Origin of the sequence: Amycolatopsis sp. cg9 (assembly GCF_041346945.1) — a bacterium.
Taxonomy (GTDB): domain Bacteria; phylum Actinomycetota; class Actinomycetes; order Mycobacteriales; family Pseudonocardiaceae; genus Amycolatopsis.
The window spans coordinates 6,943,530-6,962,983 of record NZ_CP166850.1; the positions used below are offsets into that span (position 1 = coordinate 6,943,530).

The 19,454-nt window shown below is 73.6% G+C and carries 20 protein-coding genes and 2 pseudogenes; 13 read left to right on the plus strand and 9 right to left on the minus strand.

Annotated elements, in window-relative coordinates:
* Positions 1-11: 11 nt before the first annotated feature.
* The 3 genes and pseudogenes from AB5J73_RS32335 (at position 12) to AB5J73_RS32345 (ending at position 2,699) form a co-directional block, all read left to right on the plus strand.
* Positions 12-371, plus strand: a complete 360-nt coding sequence (locus AB5J73_RS32335; RefSeq protein WP_370962494.1) for a hypothetical protein — start codon at positions 12-14, stop codon at positions 369-371.
* Between the two features lie 5 nt (positions 372-376).
* Positions 377-1,284: pseudogene (locus AB5J73_RS32340) on the plus strand (MBL fold metallo-hydrolase).
* Positions 1,281-2,699: a carboxylesterase/lipase family protein gene (locus AB5J73_RS32345; protein WP_370962495.1), complete on the plus strand. Its 1,419-nt coding sequence runs from the start codon at positions 1,281-1,283 to the stop codon at positions 2,697-2,699. Before AB5J73_RS32340 ends, AB5J73_RS32345 begins: the two are co-directional and overlap by 4 nt.
* Before the next feature lie 3 nt (positions 2,700-2,702).
* On the opposite strand, the gene AB5J73_RS32350 is transcribed toward AB5J73_RS32345, so the two are convergent.
* Positions 2,703-3,197, minus strand: a complete 495-nt coding sequence (locus AB5J73_RS32350; protein WP_370962496.1) for an SRPBCC family protein — start codon at positions 3,195-3,197, stop codon at positions 2,703-2,705.
* 149 nt (positions 3,198-3,346) lie between these two features.
* On the opposite strand from AB5J73_RS32350, the gene AB5J73_RS32355 reads away from it, so the two are divergent.
* Entirely contained in the window at positions 3,347-4,225 is an 879-nt protein-coding gene (locus tag AB5J73_RS32355; protein WP_370962497.1) for a helix-turn-helix domain-containing protein, read from the plus strand.
* 145 nt (positions 4,226-4,370) lie between these two features.
* On the opposite strand, the gene AB5J73_RS32360 is transcribed toward AB5J73_RS32355, so the two are convergent.
* A complete protein-coding gene (locus AB5J73_RS32360; RefSeq protein ID WP_370962498.1) occupies positions 4,371-4,880 on the minus strand; it encodes a MarR family winged helix-turn-helix transcriptional regulator in 510 nt (169 codons plus the stop codon).
* A 91-nt stretch (positions 4,881-4,971) separates the two neighbouring features.
* Between AB5J73_RS32360 and AB5J73_RS32365 the strand changes: the two genes are divergently transcribed.
* On the plus strand, positions 4,972-5,382 hold the full coding sequence (locus tag AB5J73_RS32365; protein ID WP_370962499.1) for a RidA family protein: 411 nt from the start codon (positions 4,972-4,974) through the stop codon (positions 5,380-5,382).
* Positions 5,383-5,388: 6 nt separating this feature from the next.
* Here AB5J73_RS32365 and AB5J73_RS32370 read toward each other — a convergent pair whose 3' ends face one another.
* Complete coding sequence (locus AB5J73_RS32370; RefSeq protein WP_370962500.1) at positions 5,389-5,799, minus strand: MerR family transcriptional regulator; 411 nt, start codon at positions 5,797-5,799, stop codon at positions 5,389-5,391.
* A 98-nt stretch (positions 5,800-5,897) separates the two neighbouring features.
* Here AB5J73_RS32370 and AB5J73_RS32375 point away from each other — a divergent pair, with 98 nt between their 5' ends.
* Entirely contained in the window at positions 5,898-7,004 is a 1,107-nt protein-coding gene (locus AB5J73_RS32375) for a 12-oxophytodienoate reductase (RefSeq protein WP_370962501.1), read from the plus strand.
* Positions 7,005-7,106: 102 nt separating this feature from the next.
* Here AB5J73_RS32375 and AB5J73_RS32380 read toward each other — a convergent pair whose 3' ends face one another.
* Entirely contained in the window at positions 7,107-8,723 is a 1,617-nt protein-coding gene (locus AB5J73_RS32380; protein ID WP_370962503.1) for a purple acid phosphatase family protein, read from the minus strand.
* A gap of 154 nt (positions 8,724-8,877) precedes the next feature.
* Positions 8,878-9,648, minus strand: a complete 771-nt coding sequence (locus AB5J73_RS32385; protein WP_370962504.1) for an isocitrate lyase/phosphoenolpyruvate mutase family protein — start codon at positions 9,646-9,648, stop codon at positions 8,878-8,880.
* Between the two features lie 56 nt (positions 9,649-9,704).
* Between AB5J73_RS32385 and AB5J73_RS32390 the strand changes: the two genes are divergently transcribed.
* From AB5J73_RS32390 to AB5J73_RS32405, 4 genes and pseudogenes are all read left to right on the plus strand, one after another.
* Positions 9,705-10,049: a sigma factor gene (locus AB5J73_RS32390; RefSeq protein WP_370962506.1), complete on the plus strand. Its 345-nt coding sequence runs from the start codon at positions 9,705-9,707 to the stop codon at positions 10,047-10,049.
* The gene (locus tag AB5J73_RS32395; RefSeq protein WP_370962507.1) at positions 9,986-10,762 is read left to right on the plus strand and encodes a sigma factor-like helix-turn-helix DNA-binding protein; all 777 of its coding nucleotides are present in this window, start codon (positions 9,986-9,988) and stop codon (positions 10,760-10,762) included. The genes AB5J73_RS32390 and AB5J73_RS32395 overlap by 64 nt, the downstream gene beginning before the upstream one ends.
* Positions 10,672-10,893 (plus strand): annotated as a pseudogene (locus AB5J73_RS32400) (oxidoreductase); the annotation flags it as partial. The gene AB5J73_RS32395 and the pseudogene AB5J73_RS32400, both read left to right, overlap by 91 nt.
* An 831-nt stretch (positions 10,894-11,724) precedes the next feature.
* On the plus strand, positions 11,725-14,550 hold the full coding sequence (locus tag AB5J73_RS32405; RefSeq protein ID WP_370973406.1) for a PQQ-dependent sugar dehydrogenase: 2,826 nt from the start codon (positions 11,725-11,727) through the stop codon (positions 14,548-14,550).
* Between the two features lie 30 nt (positions 14,551-14,580).
* Here the strand turns inward: AB5J73_RS32405 and AB5J73_RS32410 are convergent, their stop codons facing one another.
* Genes AB5J73_RS32410 through AB5J73_RS32420 form a run of 3 tightly spaced genes read right to left on the minus strand, consistent with a single transcriptional unit; the run spans position 14,581 to position 16,090 of the window.
* On the minus strand, positions 14,581-15,423 hold the full coding sequence (locus AB5J73_RS32410; RefSeq protein ID WP_370962508.1) for an NAD(P)H-binding protein: 843 nt from the start codon (positions 15,421-15,423) through the stop codon (positions 14,581-14,583).
* Positions 15,420-15,602, minus strand: a complete 183-nt coding sequence (locus AB5J73_RS32415) for a hypothetical protein (protein WP_370962510.1) — start codon at positions 15,600-15,602, stop codon at positions 15,420-15,422. The genes AB5J73_RS32410 and AB5J73_RS32415 overlap by 4 nt, the downstream gene beginning before the upstream one ends.
* A 23-nt stretch (positions 15,603-15,625) precedes the next feature.
* Positions 15,626-16,090: a DUF5994 family protein gene (locus AB5J73_RS32420; RefSeq protein WP_370962511.1), complete on the minus strand. Its 465-nt coding sequence runs from the start codon at positions 16,088-16,090 to the stop codon at positions 15,626-15,628.
* 157 nt (positions 16,091-16,247) lie between these two features.
* On the opposite strand from AB5J73_RS32420, the gene AB5J73_RS32425 reads away from it, so the two are divergent.
* Positions 16,248-17,402, plus strand: a complete 1,155-nt coding sequence (locus tag AB5J73_RS32425; protein ID WP_370962513.1) for a N(5)-(carboxyethyl)ornithine synthase — start codon at positions 16,248-16,250, stop codon at positions 17,400-17,402.
* 7 nt (positions 17,403-17,409) lie between these two features.
* Here the strand turns inward: AB5J73_RS32425 and AB5J73_RS32430 are convergent, their stop codons facing one another.
* Positions 17,410-17,859, minus strand: coding sequence for a DUF6292 family protein (locus AB5J73_RS32430; protein ID WP_370962514.1), 450 nt, complete (start codon positions 17,857-17,859; stop codon positions 17,410-17,412).
* A 198-nt stretch (positions 17,860-18,057) separates the two neighbouring features.
* Here AB5J73_RS32430 and AB5J73_RS32435 point away from each other — a divergent pair, with 198 nt between their 5' ends.
* Together AB5J73_RS32435 and AB5J73_RS32440 are read left to right on the plus strand one after the other, a co-directional pair.
* On the plus strand, positions 18,058-18,678 hold the full coding sequence (locus tag AB5J73_RS32435; protein WP_370962515.1) for a hypothetical protein: 621 nt from the start codon (positions 18,058-18,060) through the stop codon (positions 18,676-18,678).
* Between the two features lie 15 nt (positions 18,679-18,693).
* Positions 18,694-19,332 carry a sigma-70 family RNA polymerase sigma factor gene (locus AB5J73_RS32440; RefSeq protein WP_370962516.1) on the plus strand — a complete coding sequence of 213 codons (639 nt, stop codon included), beginning with the start codon at positions 18,694-18,696 and terminating at the stop codon, positions 19,330-19,332.
* Positions 19,333-19,454: the final 122 nt, after the last annotated feature.

Here is a 19,454-nt window from a genome sequence, read left to right on the forward strand (position 1 = left end):
ACGTCGTGGTCGTGATCCCCGGTGTCGGGTCCGGCATGGCCGACGCGGCCCCGTTGCTCGACCTCGTGGACACCCAGGTGACCACGTTCGACGGCGACCTCGGCGACGACTTCTCGGTGGTCGGCTGGGCCGACTGCGTGGCACCGCGGGACGCGGGGGAAGCGCGCGACCCGGCGTACGCGGCCGCCGGGGCCGGCCGGCGGCAGTGGTCGCTTCGACGAGGTGTCCGCCTCGGCTCCGCCGCTCGAGCCGCGCCGACCGGCGAACCGGACCCCGCGGAGGGTAGGAAACACCGGGTCTGGCTGGCCGGTGCCGCGCCCGGCACCTTGGGGGTGTCAGCCGTCCGCCACCACCCCCGAGGTCCACTGTGAACGCGATTCCCGAAGAGATCACGCTGGGCGACGTCACCGTCACCCGCGTCACCGAATTCTCCGGCTCGGTCGGAATGACGCCGGCCGAGTTCTTCCCCACCAGCCCGCGCTCCTCCTGGGAGGAGAACCGCGACTGGCTGGCGCCCGACTTCTGGGACCCCGAAACCGGCGAGATCCTCGCGGCGGTCCAGACCTGGCTGCTGCGCAGCGAAGGCCGCACGATCCTCGTCGACACCGGCGTCGGCAACCACAAGGAGCGGCCCTACGCCGCGTTGTGGGGTCACCGCGACACCCCCTTCCTCGACACGCTCGCGGCGGCCGGGGTGCGGCCCGAGGACGTCGACCTGGTGCTCAACACCCACCTGCACACCGACCACGTCGGCTGGAACACCCGGCTCGAGGACCGCGCCTGGGTGCCGACGTTCCCCAACGCCCGCTACCTCCTGCCCGGCGCGACTTCGACTTCTGGAACCCGGTCAACGAGCACAAGTCCGTCTTCGGCCGGGGGAACCAGAACGTCTTCGAGGACAGCGTCGCGCCGGTGCACGAGGCCGGGCTGGTCGAGCTGTGGGACGGCTCGTACCGGATCGACGGCAACCTGCGGCTCGAGCTCGCGCCCGGCCACACGCCGGGATCGTCGGTGCTGCACCTGGACTCCGGCGGCGACCGGGCGCTGTTCGTCGGCGATCTCGTGCACACCCCGCAGCAGATCGTGGCGCCCGAGGTCAACTCGTGCTTCTGCGAGGACGAAGCCGAGGCGCGCGCCACCCGGCACAAGCTGCTCGGCTCGGCGGCCGAGACCGGCGCGCTGGTGTTCCCGGCCCACCTGCCCGGGCCCGGCGGGGTGCAGGTCCGGCGCGAGGGTTCCCGGTTCGCGATCGCGGACTGGGCCGGCTTCGCGCGGATCGCGTGAGCTCCCGGCACCCGGTCGCGCACCCGCCGTCCGGTGCGGTGCGGGGGACCCGCGACCGGTTCGGCGAGCGCTACCGCGCCATTCCCTACGCGGCCGCGCCCCTCGGCCGGGGTCGCTTCGCCGCACCCGCGGCGCACCCGGGCTGGACCGGCGTCCGGGACGGCACCCGGCCCTCGCCCACCGCACCCCAGCCGGCACGGGACTTCGGCCGGCTCGACCTGAGCCCGTACTTCGGCCCCGGCTGGGTGCGCGGGGACGAGTACCTCACCGTGGACGTCCGCACCCCGGCCGCCGACGGCGGGCAGCGGCCGGTCATGGTTTTCGTGCACGGCGGCGGATTCGTCACCGGCTCCACCGCGGCCGCGCTCTACGACGGCCGGGCGTTCGCGCGCGACGGCGTCGTCCTGGTGACCCTCAACTACCGCCTCGGGATCCCCGGGTTCCTCGTCCTGGACGGCGCCCCGGACAACCGCGGGCTGCTGGACGTCCTCGCCGCGCTGCGCTGGGTACGCGACGCCGTCGGGGCGTTCGGCGGCGATCCCGGCAACGTCACGGTGTTCGGGCAGTCCGCGGGGGCGACGCTCACCGCTGCGCTGCTGGCGGAACCGGAAGCGAAGGGCCTGTTCCGGCGGGCGATCGTGCAGAGCGGCAGCGGCACCGGCGCGTTCACCCCGGAGCAGGCACGGCGCGTCACCGCGGCGGCGGCCACCGCGCTCGGGACCGAGCCGACGGCCGAGGCGTTCGCGGGGATCCCCGACGCCCGCTTGGTCGCGGTCGTCCCCGCACTGTCCGGTGTGGACCTGAGGACCGCCACCGCCACGGATCCGCTCGCCGGGCTCAGTCCGTTCAGCCTGGTGCTCCCGGTGCAGCCGGCCGACGCGCTGGGCCGGGGCGGCGACGTCGGCCTGCTCGTCGGCACCACCACCGAAGAGGGAAACCTCTACCTGGTGCCGCAGGGGAAGTTCGACGCCTCGACCGGCGCCGACGTGCTCGCCGTCGCGGCGGCGAGCCGGGACGACCCCGAGGCCGCCGTCGCCCGGGTGCGCGCGGCCCGCCCGGGCGCGAGCCCGGGAGAGCTGCGGTCGGCGCTGCTCGGCGACGCCCTGTTCGGCGCCGGCACGGCCCGGCTGATCGCGGCGCACGCTCCCGGGCGGACCCACGTGTACTCGTTCGCCCACCGCTCGACGGCACTGGGCGGCCGGCTCGGCGCGGCCCACACGGTCGAGCTGCCGTTCGTCTTCGACGTCGCCGACGAACCGTGGCTGCACGGGGACACCGGGCTGCTGGGCCCGGATCCGGCGCCGGCGGACCTCGCGGCGCGCGTGCACCGCGCGTGGGTCGAGTTCGCCCGGACCGGGGACCCGGGGTGGGCGCCGCACACCCCGGGTCGGCCGGTGGTGGAGGTCTTTCGCTGAGCGTCAGAGGCTTGCTGCGTGCTCGTGGAGCCACCGGGAGAGGGCGAGCAAAGTGCGTTCCGCGCTCGACGCCATCTCGTCCCGGAGCGCGGCCACCTGGCGCGCGGTCGAGCCGAGCACCGGATCCAGGCGCAGCAGCTGCCACTCCTGGGTCACGATCGAGCCGGGACCGTCGGCCGCCACGAGCCAGCGCCAGCGCACGATGCCGTCGTCGAGACCGCCGACGACGAACGCGAACTCGGCGGGCGCGTCGGCGGTGAGGACCTGCGACCGGGTGTCCCATTCGCGTTCGCCGCGGCGGTTGTGGCCGCCGAACCACGCCCCCGGCACCGGCCCGCCGCCTTCGTCGTAGCGCACGCGGGACGCCGTCGGGCTCCACAGCTCGATCTTGCCGACGTCGCTGACCAGGTCGTAGACGACCGGCGGCGGTGCGGGCACCCACGCCCGCCGGGTGAACGCGAACGAGGCCGGGTCGGCGTCGAGCGGGTGAGTGGTCATGGTGCGGGTCCTCCTGGACGGGGCTCGGAAAGCCGCCGGCGGCGGCCACGCCCAGGCTGTCCCGGGCGGCGTCACGGCGGCCAGCCCGGCGGTTTCCTACCCCCGGCAGGGACAGGCTCGGGCCCGGGCGCCCCGGCATACTCGGTGTCATGGTCGATCAGGGACTGCTGGCCGAATACCTGCAGGCGTGCCGGGCGCGGCTGCACCCGGACGACGTCGGCCTGCGCACCTACGGCGAGCGGCGCCGGGTGCCCGGCCTGCGCCGCGAAGAGGTGGCGAGTCTCGCCGGGGTGAGCGCGTCGTACTACGTCCGGCTCGAGCAGGGCCAGTCGGTGAACGCCTCGGACGAGGTGATCGACGGCATCGCCCGCGCGCTGCGGCTGGACGAGGACGAGCGCGAACACCTGCGCGTCCTGGCCCGCCCGCCCCGCCGCCGCGCCGCGAAGCGCCCGCCCGCCGAGCACGTCGACGCGGCGACCACCCAGCTGCTGGCCGGACTGGGCGACGTGCCGGCGATCCTGCTGGGCCGCCGCAGCGACGTGCTGGCCTGGAACCGGCTCGGCCACGCGTTCTTCGCCGGCCACCTCGACTTCACGGCACCCGGCCGCGCCGCCGACCGCCCGAACATGGCGCGCCTGGTCTTCCTCGACGCGCACACCCGCGACCTCTATCCACAGTGGACCGACAAGGCCCGCGCGGTGGTCGGCAACCTGCGCCTGACCGCGGGCAGGCACCCCGACGACCGCCTCCTGAGCACCCTGATCGGCGAGCTCGTCACGGGCAGCGCCGGCTTCGCCGCGATGTGGGCCGACCACCGGGTCTTTGCGTGCGCCGCGACCGAGTACGCGATGCGCCACCCGCTGGTCGGCGACCTGACGGTGCACCAGCAGACCCTCGCGCTCGCGCACGCGGCCGAGCAGACGCTCGTCGTGGTCACGGCTGAGCCGGGCTCGTCCTCGCAAGCGGCGCTCACACTGCTGAGTGCGGCCACGGCTGGGCGGGGATGTCAGGCGGGGTCGGTGTCGTAGTCGGCCGCGCGGGTGCGGAGTTTGGCTGCGACGCGGCCATGTGCCTGGTGGTCGGTTTCGCGAGCGGTTCGCGCGCGCCCGAGCGGGTGCTTGTGTGGTGACCGTTGAGCCCGGGTGACCGTCGTCGGTCGGGGGGCCCGGGGAGTCAGGCGGGGTCGGTGTCGTAGTCGGCCGGCCGGGTGCGGAGCTTGGCCGCGATGCGGGCGAGTGCCTGGCGATCGGTCTTGGTGAGCGGGTCGAGCACCAGTTCGCGGACCGAGCGGACGTGGACCGGGGCGGTGGTGACGACGATGTCGTGGCCCGCGTCGGTGAGCGTGGCCAGGGTGTAGCGGCCGTCGCCCGGGTCGGGGGAGCGGGTCACCCAGCCGCGGTTCTCCAGGCGTTTGACCACATTGGACAGCCGGGAGAGCGAGCCGTTCGTCAGGTAGGCGAGTTCGCTCATCCGGATCCGGCGGTGCGGGGCCTCGGAGATCTGGCTGAGCGTCATGTACTCGAACAGCGTCAGGCCCGCGGTGTGCTGCAGCGGCGCCTCGAGCCGGCCGGGCATCAGGAGTGCCAGGGAGATCAAGCCGGTCCAGGCTTCCTTCTCCGCTGCGTCGAGCCAGCGCGGCTCGTCCGCGGTGCCGCTGGGACCCGGGCTGGTGGTCGAGGCCATCGGGTCACTGTACCGCCTCGCCTTGACTTCACTCTTGAAGTCAAGGCAGACTGAAATCACTTCAAGATTGAACTCAAGGGAGTGAGTGGGAATGCCGGTTTCGCTGATCAATCCGGACGGCCACGTGGCGGTCCCCGACTACCACCACGTCGCCGTCGCCACCGGCGGGACGCAGGTCCACGTCGCCGGGCAGGTCGCCTGGGACGAGAACGGCGCGCTGGTCGCGCCCGGCGACCTCGCGGGGCAGGTCGTGCAGGTGTACCGCAACGTCGCCCGGTCGCTGGCCGCGGCGGGCGCCACGTTCGACGACGTCGTGCGCGTCACCTGGTACGCGGCCGGCTGGCGGCGCGAGCGGTACGACGCCTTCCGGGCGGGCGTCGAGCAGGCGATGGCGGAACTCGGCATCACGGCGACCCCGCCCGCGGCGCTGATCGGCGTCGAGATCCTGTTCGACCCGGAGATCCTGGTCGAGGCCGAGGTCACGGCCGTCGTGGGCTCGTGAGGGGGGTCAGGCGCCCGGCGGCCGGCACGCCGGCGGCCGGGCGCCGTGCGGTGCGCCGGGGGCGTCGTGCGAGCAGGAATCGGCGGACGCGGTGGCGATGATCGTGTCCAGCTTCTCCCGCGCGCCGGCCAGTTCTCGGGCCAGGCGGTCGATCCGGTCGCGTTCGGTGACCAGCAGCTCGATCGCCTCCGGGCTCGCCCGGCCGGCGCGGACGGCCGGCATGATCGCCTGGATCGTCGTGCTCGACAGGCCCGCCGCGTAGAACTGCTGGATCAGCCAGACCTGACCGACGCCGGCGTCCGGGTAGGAGCGGTGCCCGCCGGCGGTGCGCCCGGGCACGAGCATCCCTTTTTCCTCGTAGTAGCGCAGCGCGCGCACGCTGACGCCCGTCTTCTCGGCCAGCTCCCCGATGCGCACGCGGTCCTCCCGGCGTGATCTGTCCCACAAGACGTTGAATCTCACGTCCACGTCAGATTCTAGCCTGGTCGTCAAGCCGATCGAGGAGGATCCGAACGATGGAAAACCGTGCCGCGCGAACACTTTCCCGGCCGATCACGCTGGGCGGGGTCACCCTGCCCAACCGCGTCGCGATGGCGCCGATGACCCGCGGGCACGCCCCCGGCGGGGTGCCGGGGCCCGACCTGGCCGCCTACTACGCCCGGCGGGCCGCCGGCGGGACCGGGCTGGTGATCACCGAGGGCAGCTACGTCGACCACCCCTCCGCCGGGCAGCACGACCTGGTCGCGCGCCTGTACGGTGCCGAAGCGCTCGCCGGGTGGGCCCGCGTCACCGCCGCCGTGCACGAGGCAGGCGGGCGGATCTTCGCGCAGCTGCAGCACGTCGGGATGGCCCGGCGGGCCGGGGACCCGCCGCACCCCGGTGCCCCCGCCCTCGGCCCGTCCGGCCGCCCGCTCGAAGGCACCGTCCCGGGGCGGACCATGACGCGGGCCGACATCGACGACGTGGTCCGCGCGTTCGGCGAAGCGGGCCGGGCCGCCGAGCGGGCGGGGTTCGACGGCGTCGAACTGCACGGCGCCCACGGCTACCTGATCGACCAGTTCCTCTGGGCGGGCACCAACCACCGCACCGACGGCTACGGCGGCAGCGTGCGGGCCAGGACCCGGTTCGCCGCCGAAGCCGTCGCGGCCGTCCGGGCGCGGGTGACGCCCGGGTTCCCGGTCGTCGTCCGGCTGTCGCAGTGGAAGACGTCCGACTACGACGCCCGCATCGCCGGCACCCCCGAGGACTTCGGGATCGTCCTGGGCGCGCTCGCCGACGCCGGCGCGGACGCCTTCCACATCTCCACCCGCCGCTTCTGGCTGCCCGCGTTCGACGGCGCCGAGCTCACGCTGGCGGGCTGGGCGAAGAAGCTGAGCGGCAAGCCGGTCATCGCGGTGGGATCGGTCGGGCTGGACACCGAGTTCACCGCCGGCCTGACCGGCGGGGGCGCCGGCCGCACCGGGATCGGCGGGCTCCTGGACCGGCTGGAGGCCGACGAGTTCGACGTCGTCGCCGTCGGCCGGTCCCTGCTCGCCGACCCGGCGTGGACGGCGAAGATCCTCGGCGGCCGTGACGACGAGGTGGTGCCCTTCACCCCGGAAGCACTGGGCGTCCTGCACTGAGCGCGGCGATCGGCGGTACGGGTTCCCCTGGCCGACGGACGTGCGCAGACCGGCGCTGCGGAGCCGCGGATGTTCTCCTGCCCGCGGCTCCGCAGTCACGGCTCAGGCGTCGCCGGGGTCGGCGCCCACCCCCGAAGCGGCCGGCCGCGGCGAGCCGCCGAACCCGGTGTGCAGGCCCGCCGTGCGGCGCAGGGTGAAGCGGTCGATCTCGGCGCCGTCGTTGCGCAGGGTTCGCACGGTCAGCGTCGTCTTGCGGCCGGACCACGCCGGCTCGACGTCGATGGCCAGGAACGAGTAGCCGGTGTAGCGCACGCGCGACCAGCCGACCGTTTCGGTTTCCTTCCCGCCGCCCCGAACCCAGTGGTAGGACGTGAACTCGCCGTCGAAGGTGTCGGGCACCGGGAAGCTGTACACGCTCCGGCCGCCCCCGCCGCAGGTCGCGTAGACCGTGCCGTCGCGGTCCGGGTCGACGGTGTCGCCGATGGCCACCTTCCGCGTGATCCGGCCGCCGCGCAGGGCGTCGGTGCGCTCGTAGATGTGGTTGTGCCCGTTGACGACCAGGTCGACGTGGTACTGGTCGAACAGCGGCACCCACTCCTCCCGCACGCCGCCTTCGGACGCGTGCTGGTTGGTCGTCGAGTAGGCGCAGTGGTGGAAGAACACGACGATGAAATCGACGTCCGGCTGCATGCGCAGGTAGCGCAGGCGGCGCTTGAGCCACGCGGTCTGCGAACCGCGCGAGTAGCCGAGGTTGGCCGGGATCTCGTAGGAGACGTCGTTGGCGTCCAGGGAGATCACACCGACGTTGCCGTAGATGAACGAGTACACGCTCGGGCAGTCCGCCGGGCCGCTGCCGGGGAAGTCCCAGCGCCGGGTCTGGCCGCCGTAGCCGTCCGGCGAATACAGCGCCTCCATGTCGTGGTTGCCGGTGGTGACCATCCACGGCACCGAGGCCGCGACGCCCTCGATCTGGGTGTAGTAGGCGTCCCAGACCTTCGGGTCGAAGAGGTCGTGACCGCCGTCGGCGACCGGGCCGGGCGGCAGGCCGGCCCCGCTGGGGTCGGCGTAGGCGATGTCGCCGGCCAGCAGGTGGAAGCGCGGCTGCTGCCTCGCGACGGCGCCGTCCTGGGCCAGCGCGGTGGTGGAGACGCCCTGGTCGCCGAAGGCGGTGAAGGTGAACTTGCCGGCCGGGAAGCCGCGCGCGGGGGCGGTGGTGAACGTCGAGATCGCGGCGGCGCCGCCGTCGCCCTTCGCCGGGTCGAACCCGTCGTGCCCGACGGCGTAGGTGTAGGTGCGGCCCGGAGCCAGCCCGCTCGCCTCGGCGTGCAGGTAGTACTGGTCGTAGGGCGCGATGACCCCGGCGACCTCCGAGTGCAGGGCACGGGTTTCGGCGGGGATCCGGTGCCCCCACTGGATCCCGCGCCGGTCGTGGTGCTCGGCCACGCGCAGGAACGGGTTCTTGACGCGGGTGGGCACCTGCCAGGCGACCCGGATTTCGGTGCGGGGGTTGCGCCCGAAGGCGAGGTGCCGCCCGGCCGGGGCGACCCGCGCGCCGTCGGCGTAGGCGGTACCGGGCAGCAGCAGCGGCCCGGCGGCGAGCAGGGCACCGGTGGCGGCCGCACCCTTGAACAGGGACCGGCGGGAGAGGTATTCGTGCTGCTCGGCCATGGTGAGGCGGGCAGCCAGTGCGTCGGGGACACCGACTCTCGGGATTTCCATGCGCGGATGCTCGCCGACGGATCTGCCCGGTTCACGACACCGAGGCGAACAGCGGCCGTCCAGTGTCCCCGGAGCGGTTCAAGGGATGCTCAAGCGGCCTTTACCCGGCGCCGGGGAAAGCCGCCCCGCCCGGCGGGCGAGGCGGCCCCCCCGGTCAGTTGAGCTTGCGGGTGTCGGCGGGCAGCCCGCCGCCGGCGTAGACGTCTTCGGCCAGTTTCGCCAGCGCGGTCAGCGCGACGTTCTGGCTCCACGGCCCGTAGGACACGCGGGACACGCCGAGCTCCTGCGCGCGGGCCAGGGGGATCGAGCCGGGGATGCCGATGAGGTTGACCTTGCGCTCGCCGAGTTCGCCGACGAGCCGGGCCACCTGGTCCTCGTCCAGCTTGCCGGGCACGAAGAAGTTGGACGCGCCCGCCTCGAGGTAGGCGCGGCCGCGGGTGATCGCCTCGGTCAGGGCGGTCTCCGGGTCGGTCTTGAGGAACGCGTCGGTGCGGGCGTTGAGCACGAAGTCGACGCCGGCCGACTCCGCGGCCGCGACGGCGGCTTCGACGGCCTTCACGGCTTCGGCGAGCGGCTTCATCCGGTCTTCGAGGTTGGCGCCGACCGCGCCCACCTCGATGGCCTTGGCCACGGTGCCGCCCGGGTCCCCGTAGCCTGCTTCGAGGTCGGCCGTGACGGGCAGGTCGCCGGCGGTCCGCACGATCAGGGCGACCTCGGCGATCATTTCGTCCCGCGGGATCTTCTCGCCGTCCGGGTAGCCGCGCGAGGCGGCGATGCCGTGGCTGGGGGTCGCGAGGGCCCGGGTGCCGGGCGTTTCGGCGACGACCTTCGCGGTGATCGCGTCCCAGACGTTGACGACGAGCAGCAGTTCGGGCGCGGCGTGCAGCTCTTGCAGGAGGGTGGCCTTCTCGGCGGTCGAGGTCATGCCGTCCAATGTAGGCGCGGCACCGCTTCCGCGCCGGAGCGGCGCACGGTGGTGGGATGGGCGCCATGCCGGTCGGTGCGCACGAGGTCGAGGTGTTCGAAGCGGCCCGGCCGCGGCTGGAAGCCATCGCGTACCGCCTCCTGGGGTCGGCGGCCGATGCCGAAGACGCGGTGCAGGACACGTTCCTGCGCTGGCAGGCCGCGGGCCGCGAGCTCATCGGGACGCCCGGGGCGTGGCTGACGAAGGTGCTCACCAACATCTGCCTGAACCGGCTCACGTCGGCGCGCGCCCGGCGGGAAACCAGTGGCTCCCCGAGCCGGTCTCCGCCACGGACCGGATGCTCGGCCCGGCCGAGACCGCCGAACAGCGCGAGTCGGTCTCGATCGCGGTGCTCACGCTGATGGAGCGGCTCGCGGCCAAGGAACGCGCCGTGTACGTGCTGCGCGAGTCGTTCGGCTACGCCCACGGCGAGATCGCCGAGGTGCTCGACCTCACCGAGGCGAACTGCCAGCAGCTCTACCGGCGTGCCAAGCAGCACCTGGCCACCGACCGGCCCCGGCCGGCGGTCGACGCGGCCGCGGCCCGGAAGGTCGTCGAGGAGTTCCTCGCGGCGGCGCTCAGCGGCAAGACCGACTCGCTGGTGCGGCTGCTGACCGACGCGATCGCCATCGGCGATGGTGGCGCCGTCGTGTTCTCGGTGCCCCAGCCGATCACCGGTGCGCTGCGGGTGGCGCGGTTCCTGCGCACGCTGTTCACGCCCAGCGAGGCCAAGTGGGCGATGATCGGCGGCCGCCCCGACCTGTTCGCCGCGGTCGCCAACGGCGTGCCCGCGCTGGTGATGGTGGTCGGCGACCGGGTCGCCGGGGTGTTCGCGCTGGACGTGACCGCCGACGGCATCGCGGCCGTGCACGCCCAGGCGAACCCCGCCGAGCTCGCCCGCGCGACGGGCCGGTGGGCCGGGTCCGCGGCGGGGGAGCCGCTCACCGGCGCCTGGCCAAGCGGCTGCACCCCGCCGGCACCGAAATCACCCTCGTCGACGCCGATCCCGAGTTCGTCGAGCGCGTCCGCCTGCACCAGCTCGCGAGCGGCCAGGACCCGAAGCCCCGCCTGCTGACCGACGTTTTCGCGGGCACCGGCGTGCGGGTGCGGCTCGCACGGGTCACCGCCGTGGACGCCGAGCGCAAGACCGTCAGCGTCACCGACGCCGGCGGTCCCGGCGAGCTCGCCCACGACACGCTCGTCTACGCCCTCGGCAGCACCGCGGCCCTGGACGGCGTCCCCGGCGTCGCCGAGCACGGTCACCTGGGCGGGGATCGCGCAGCCGTCGGCGGTGACCGCGCCGGCCGGGCCGGCACTCGCGATGTCCGTGTGCTCGTGCACGACGATGCCGAGCCGGTCGACGGCCCGGCGCAGGTGACGCCGGGCCTTCTCGCCCGGTCAGGCGCCGAGATCACCGCGGACGGCGAACGAGACCTCGAGGTCCGGCCGGGCTTCGACGATCTCGTCTGGACGGCCGGCTTCGCCGTCCACCCCGTCGCCGCGGCCACGACCCTGCGGGTGTCCGCGGCGGGGCGGATCGTCGTCGACGAGACCATGCGGTCGGTCTCCCACCCCGACGTCCACGCCGTCGGCGACGCCGCGCTCGCACCGGGCGCGAGCGGCGCACCGCTGCGGATGCCGTGCGCCTCGGGCGTCCCGTCGGCCCAGCTGGCCGCCGACGCCATCGCCGCCCGCCTGACCGGACGCGCGATCCCGCCGAACAAGATCGGCTACACCGCCCAGTGCATCAGCCTCGGCCGCCGCGACGCGGTCGTGCCGTGGGTGACCCCGGACGACCGCCCCAAGCCGGCCGCGGTCACCGGCCGGACGGCCTCCCGCCTGAAGGAGCTGATCTGCCGGAGCGCGGCGTGGAGCGTCCGCCACCCGACGTCGATGCTCCCGCCGCCGCCGCGCGATCCCGGCGGGAGAGCCCGTCGCGAGCACGGTCGGCTAGTCACGAAACGGTCAAGTTACGGGCCCGGCTGCAACCGACGTCCCCGTCCGGGCGATACAGGACCGCTGGGAAGGGGACCCGACATGGCCTGGAAAACGCTTCACGCACTCCGCCACCTCCTCGTGGCCTCGGTGCTGACCGGGGCACTGCTGCCCGCCCTGTCCCCGGCGGCGGCCGCGACAGCGCTGCCGCCGGGTTTCGTGCTGCGGGACACCGACACCGGGCTCGGGCAGTACCAGCTGACCGACTTCGCGTACCTGCCCGACGGTTCCGTTCTCGCCACCGCCAAAGACGGGCGGGTGCGGTGGCTGCCGGTCACCGGGGCGGGCAAGACCGTCGCGACGCTGCCGACCCGTTCCGTCAGCGACCTCGGGCTGGTCGGAGTGGCCGTGGCGCCCGACTACGCGACGTCACGCACGATCTACCTGACGCGCTCGGTCAATCAGGCCAGCGGCTTCGTCATGCGCCTTTCGCGGTTCACCGTCACCGTGGACACAGCGGGCGCGCCGACCGGGCTGACCGGTGAGCAGGTGCTGTTCGAGGTGCCGGGCATCTTCGACGTCCACGGCATCAACGGCGTCATCGCCGCCGCGGACGGCACTCTGTGGCTGTCGATCGGCGACAACGGCGACTTCTCGAAGGTGGATCCGGGTGCGTTGCGCGCCCAGGACGTCAACCAGCCCTACGGCAAGATCTTCCACCTCGCCGCCAACGGCAACGGGGTGCCGGCCAACCCGTACTACGACGCGGCCAACCCGGGCTCGACCGCGAGCAAGGTGTTCGCGCGCGGGTTCCGCAACCCGTTCCGGTTCAGCATCGACCCGAACCTGGGCCTGCCGGTCGCCGGGGACGTCGGCTGGAACACGTGGGAAGAGGTCGACGTCGTCCAGCGCGGCGCGAACCAGGGGTGGCCGTGCTGGGAGGGCAACCACCCGACGCCGGGCTACAGCGGTCTCGCGGAGTGCGCCGGCGTGGCGAACCAGCCGCCGGTCTTCGAGTACCAGCACGGCAGCGGTGCCATGCAGGGCAACAGCGTCTCCGGCGGGATCGTCTACAACGGATCCAGCTACCCGGCGGCCTACCGCGGTTCGTACTTCTTCGGCGACTACGTGACGCACAAGATCTGGTCGATGAAGTACGACGACCAGGGCAAGCTCACCCAGGCTCCGCAGAACCCGCCGGTCTTCACCGACATCGGCGGGCCGGTGAAGTTCGCGGCCGCGGTCAACGGCGATCTCGTCTACGCCGACATCCTGTCCGGGAAGCTGCGCCGGCTGAGCTATTCGGCAGGCAACACCGCGCCGGTGGCGAATGCGTCGTCGACGACCGACCCGGACACGAGGACGGTCTCCTTCGACGGTTCGGCGTCGGTCGACTACGACAACGACCCGCTGAAGTACGATTGGGACTTCGGTGACGGGACAACGGCCGCCGACGCGGGGCCGACCGTGTCGCACGCCTACGCGGCGGGTACCGGGTCGTTCACCGCGAAGCTGACGGTCCGGGACCCGCTGGGTGCCAGCGGCACGACCACCATCGTGGTCGCGCCCGGCAACCACACCCCGCAACTCACCTTGACCACGCCGGGTGACGCCGCGACGTTCGCGGTCGGCCAGCAGGTTTCGCTGAGCGCCACCGCGTCCGACGCGGAAGACGGCGCCTTGCCGATCACGTGGACGTCCGCGGTGCGGCACTGCCCGAGCGAGGCGACGTGCCACTCGCACCCGGGTACCGGGGCGGCGGGAAGCGGTTTCGGGCTGCCGTTCACCGAGCACCCGGACTCGCGGATGGAGTTCACGGCGGCGGTGACCGACAGCGCGGGTGTCACGACGTCCAAGACGTACACCGCGTGGCCGCGCGAGCACCGGATCACCCTGGTCGGCACGCAGCCGGCGGCGCTGAGCATCCCGGTCGAGGGCGGGGTCAGCACCGCGATGGTCGCCGAGGGCGCCACCTTCGACGTCGAGGCCGCGCCGCTGGGCATCGACGGCGTTTCGAAGTTCACCGGCTGGCAGGGCGGCCCGGCGGGTACCACGTGGATCGTCACCGTCGGCACGAGCGACCTGACGCTGACGGCGAACTACGCCACGCCGATCGACCAGCGCTACGACGGGGACGCGGCGCTGCGGACCAAGCTCGGGGCACCGACGGGCACCGAGGTCACCGACGGCGGCGTCCACTACCGGACCTACGCCAACGGGCGGCTGTACTGGAGCGCGGTGGGCGGAACCAGGTTCCTCACCGGTCCGGTGCTGGCCAAGTACCTCGCGTTCGGCGGGCACGCCAAGCTCGGGCCGCCGACGACCGACACGACGTCCACTCCGGACGGTGTGGCGCAGTACAACCACTTCGTCAACAACGGAAACGTCGGGTCGATCTACTACACGGCCGCGACGGGCGCGCACGCGCTCTACGGTGAGATCCGGAAGAAGTGGGCGGCGCTGGACTACGAGCGCGGGCTCGGCTACCCGACGACCGACGAGGCCGGTACCCCGGACGGCGCCGGGCGCTACAACCACTTCGTCAAGGGCGGCAACGTGGGCTCGATCTACTACACGAACGCCACCGGCGCGCACGCGATCTTCGGCGAGATCCGGAAGAAGTGGGCCGCACTGGGCTACGAGCGCGGCCTCGGCTACCCGACGACCGACGAAGGTGTTACGCCGGACGGAATCGGCCGCTACAACCACTTCAGCCTCGGCCATTCGATCTACTACACGGTGGCGACCGGCGCGCACGCGGTGAAGGGCGAGATCCGCAAGCGCTGGGCGGCGCTCGGGTGGGAGCGGTCCTACCTGCGCTACCCGACGTCGGACGAGTACGTGGTGAACGGGGTGTACCGCAGCGACTTCCAGGGCGGCTACATCACGTTCACGCTCGCGGGCGGGGCGGTCGACCGGCCGTGGTGAACCGGGCGTCGAAGGCCGGCCGTCCCCGGCTCAGCCCTTCGCGCGCGCGTTCTGCCGGAACCACTGGAGCAACGTGGGGTTGTCCGTCGTCGTGATGACGCCGACGGTGGCACCGAGGTAACGGTTGCCCGCCACCAGGTCCAGCATGCTCGCCGCGAGGTCCGCGCGGGCGGTGAACCTGCCGTCGGCGTCGCTTTCGGCGAGCGTGTAGCCGGTGGCGGCCGGGAGGTGGTACAGCCCGCCCGGGCGCACGATCGTCCAGTCCAGGTCGCCGGCGCGGACGAGCGCTTCCATGCGCCGCATGTCGTCGTAGAGGGTCTTGCCCAGCACCCGCGTCACGTAGGGGAGGAGCACCCGGTTGAACAGGAACCCGCCGTCGGAGTACGGCCGCGGAGCGACTCCGCTCGAGCTGACCACGACGAGCCGGCGCACGTCGTGGCGCCGCATCGCCGCGACGATGGCGCCGGTGCCGCGCGAACAGGTGGTGATCGGTGTCTTCGCGGCGGGGACCCCCAGCGCCGACAGCACGGCGTCCTGGTGGGCCACGGCGGCGTCGACGGCCGCCGGGTCGAGCACGTCGGCGCCGAGCACCCGGCGGCGAGTGCCTGCCGGGTGAGCAGGCGGCCGGTCGGCCCGCTTGCGCCGAAGATCGCGATGCGGATGGCGGTCGTCTTTCCCACCTCGATGCCCTTCTGCCTGATCGCTGGGATGACCACGAGATGCCGCCGGCGCCGTCTCCGTGACAGAACCGCGAAGTGACGTGCCGCACTCGCCGGGGGTCACGACCCGGCCGGGTGCGGCGTCTCGTGGGGACAGTGCGAAAAGGATCAGGCAGGAGCCGGCCTGCGGTCGCGAAGGGACCGCCGTGGTCACCGGTGGGCGCGGCGGCCCGAGGGGTCGTGGGCGCGGGTGTTCGTCGCGCGGTGGTCGCGCCGCGGCGCGTGGCCGGCGTCGGACCGGGCCGGCGGCGAGTACGTCGGCTGCAGGAACAAGCTCCCGTACCGCTCGTCCTGGGGTGCCGTGAGCGCCCCGGGCCGGGTCTCCTCGGCCACGGGGTGGCTGAACAACGGGCTGTCTAGTGGGGAAGTGCTGATGGAGTGCTCCTTTCGCGCACGCCGCCGGTCGGCGGCGTGGTGGGTGCGGGTGCCGGCGTGCCTTCGGCCGCGGCCTCCGCGAGGGTGCGCTTCGCGGTGCCGGGCTCGGTCTCGGGTGGCACGACCCGCAGGGTCATGCGGTTCCGGTTCCAGCCGATCACCGTCAGGCTGCCGGCCGCTTGGGACCGGAACCCTTCGAGGCGGACGACGCCGTCGCCGAAGGGGAGGCGGCGGTCGGGGACCGGCCAGTCCGCGAGGTGGTAGGTGACCCGGTCGATCTGCCCGACCCGGGCGGTCATCGCGTCGAGCAGCGCGGGTAGTTCGGTGGCCAGGTCACGGCTCGCGGGCCACCAGGCGCCGTCGAACGGACCGGTGGCGGGCTTCGCCGAGTTGATCCCCAGCCGTGGTTCGGATTTCGGTGAAGAGGTGTTCGGGCCCGACGGCATGTCGGTGCTCCCGTCTCCGGCCGCGGGTGGCGGCCGGACCAGGATCGGGGACGGCGCAGGTTCGAGTTCTTGCGCGCGAAATGCTCCCGGTCGTCTCCCAGTGTAGCCGACGGCGCCGGCCGGTGTGTTATGACTGGCTTCTAGCAAAGGGGCCACTGTGCACCAGCTCACCCTCGGCGTCATCGCCCGTTCACGCAAAGAGAACGAACGGCGGTTGCCGATCCACCCGGACCACCTCACCCGGATCGACGCCGGCACCAGGAAATCCATCTTCCTCGAACACGGCTACGGCGAACCCTTCGGCGTACCCGACGAACAGCTCGCCGGCCGCGTCGGCGGGCTGCGCTCGCGCGAAGAGCTCATCGCCGGCTGCGACGTCATCCTGCTGGCCAAGCCCCTGCGGGAGGACGTCGCGGAACTCCGGCCGGGCCAGGTGCTGTGGGGCTGGCCGCACTGCGTGCAGGACGCCGAGCTGACGCAGCTGGCCATCGACCGGCGGCTGACCCTGATCGCCTTCGAGGCCATGAACCACTGGCGCGCCGACGGTTCATTCGGGCTGCACGTCTTCCACAAGAACAACGAGCTGGCCGGGTACTGCTCGGTGCTGCACGCCCTGCAGCTGATCGGCTCGACCGGCGACTACGGCCGCCGGCTGCGGGCGGTGGTGATCGGGTTCGGCGCCACCGCCCGCGGTTCGGTGACGGCGCTGAACGCCCTCGGGATCCACGACGTCGACGTGCTCACCGCCCGCGGTCTCAGCGCGGTCGGCGCCCCCATCCACTCGGCGACGATGGTGCACTTCGACCACGACGTGAACCACCCGGGCGACCCGCGGCGCAGCCACGCGCACACCCCCGGCGGGCGGGTCCCGCTGGCCGGGTTCCTCGCCGAGCACGACGTCGTCGTGAACTGCGTGCTGCAGGACACCGCGGCGCCGCTGACCTTCCTCCTCGAAACCGACCTGAAGGCGTTCGCCCCCGGCAGCCTCGTCGTCGACGTCTCCTGCGACGAGGGCATGGGGTTCAGCTGGGCGCGGCCCACGACGTTCGCGCGGCCGACGTTCCCGGTCGGCGACGGCGTCACCTACTACGCCGTCGACCACAGCCCGTCGTACCTGTGGAACTCGGCGACGTGGGAGATCAGCGAAGCCCTGCTGCCGCACCTGCGTCCGGTCCTTTCCGGACAGTCCGCGTGGGACGGTGACGAAACCGTGCGGCGGGCGATCGAGATCCGCGACGGCACGATCCGGAACCCGGCGATCCTGGCCTTCCAGCGCCGCGCCGCGGACTACCCGCACCCGCGGCGCCCCTGACCGGCGATCAGCCGGCGTGCGGTGGCGAGCCCGGTTCGCGGGTGTGGCCGAGGTAGGGGCTCAGCTGCTCGGCCAGGGAGCCGCGGGTCGTGGCGTGCGCCGGCCCGGACCGCTCCGGGCCGCCGTACCGCCCGGCCGCGGCGTCGGCGACGAACCGCGCGACCAGGCCCGGCTCCGGGACGAGGTCGTCGCCACCCTGGCGTGCGATGAGGACCGGCTCGTCGGCGGGATCGGTCTCGACCGCGAGCGACCAGCCGCGCCGTTCGCTCCACAGCAGCATGACGTCGTGGTCGGGCCGGTCGGGCCAGCGCCGGGGCAGCCCGAGGTAGGCGGTGGCCGTGTCGCTGATCTCCACCGTGGTGCTCTCGTCCGGGACGCCCGTGGCGGCGGCGACCGCCCGCACGTATCCGCGCAGGCTGCGCTCGAGGGTTCGGGTGTCGGGTTCGAGGTGCTCCATGCCCATGACGCTAGAGGGCTTTCGGGCGGTGTGCCGGGCGGTGCGCGGGACGGGCACGCGCGGTGACGGCCTTCCTCCGGACGGCGACCGCCTCGAGAGGGGCTAGACTGCTCGTACCGCCCCAGACCTCGGCGATCCGCATTTCCCCGGTGCCCGGCCGTCCGGCCGGCACCCGTACCGGACGGCGAGGCGCGCGTGATGACGGGACGCGTGGTGGTGGCGGCCGGGCTGATCGGCCCCGGCTGCGTCCTCGCGGTGCTCGGGGCACTGACCCTGCCGCGGGACGTCCTGATCGGCTGGCTGGCGTTCGGCGCCGGTGCCGGGCTGCTCGTGGCGTTCGGCGCTCCCCGGCTGCCGCGCGGGCGGTCCGCCTCGGGCGGGCCCGACCTGCTCGCGGGCGCGGTCACCGCCGCGGTGTTCGTCCTGGCCTGCCTGGTCGTGGCCGGCTTGCGGAGCGCGCTGGGCGGCGGCCTCACGGCGGTCGCCCTGGTGCTGCTCGTCGCCACCGGTGTGGGCGCCCTCCACCGCCACCGGGCCAGCCCCGCCGCCGAGCCGTCCGCCCTCGAGGTGCCGCCGCCGGTGGCGCCCCCGCCGGTGGCCGACATGGCCACCGAGGACCTGTGCGTGGCGTGGCGGCGCAGCTACTTCCTCTTGATCCTCGCGACCGACGACCCGGCCCGCCGCCGCGTCGTCCAGCGCCGGCAGGACTACCTCGACGAGATCGAACGGCGGGACCGCCGCGGGTTCCTCCGCTGGCTCGCCAGCGACGCGAAGGCGGGGAGCGATCCCGCCCCCTACCTGACGACCGGGGCCGACTGAGGGGAGAGGGCGACCATGACGCAGGTCGACGGCGCGCTTCTCGCGGCCGCGGTGGCGGGGGAGCGCGCCGCGACCGACGCGCTGCTGGGCCTGCTGCACCCCGGCGTGCTGCGGTACTGCCGCGCCCGGCTGGGCGACCGGCCGTACCGCGACTGCGACGCGGACGACTGCGCCCAGGAGGTCCTGCTCGGCGTGCTGAAGGCGCTGCCGGGCTACCGCCACGACGCCACCCGGTTCCCGAGCTTCGTCTACGGGGTCGCCGCGCACAAGGTGGCCGACGCGCGCCGCCGCCGGGGGAGCGACGGCAGCATCCCGGTCGCGGAGTTCGCCCCGGTGCCGTCCGGCCTCCCCGGCCCCCTGCGCCGGCTCGAAGAACTCGAGCTCCGGCGGCAGATCGCCCACCTGCTCACCCTGCTGGTGCCCCGCCAGCACGAGATCGTGGTCCTGCGGGTCATGTTCGGCCTGTCCGCCCGGGAAACGGCGGGGGTGCTCGGCGTCGCGGGCCCGGGGGTGGTGCGCGTGTGCCAGCACCGAGCCCTGACCACGTTGCGGCGGCGCCTGGCCGCGCCGGCCGGTCGGACGGCGGATCCGGACCGGGGCGGTGGGCGGGAGCGGGCAGCGCTCGTGGTGGGCCGGGCGGTGCCGCGGGGGTGACCGGTGTGACTGCTGGGGTTGGTGTTCCGCCGGCAGCCGGCGGCACTGTCGCGGGGTGGGAGCGGGCGACCCGCGGCTTCGCCGGGATCCCGAGCCTCGCCCGGTGCCGCGGTGGTCCATTG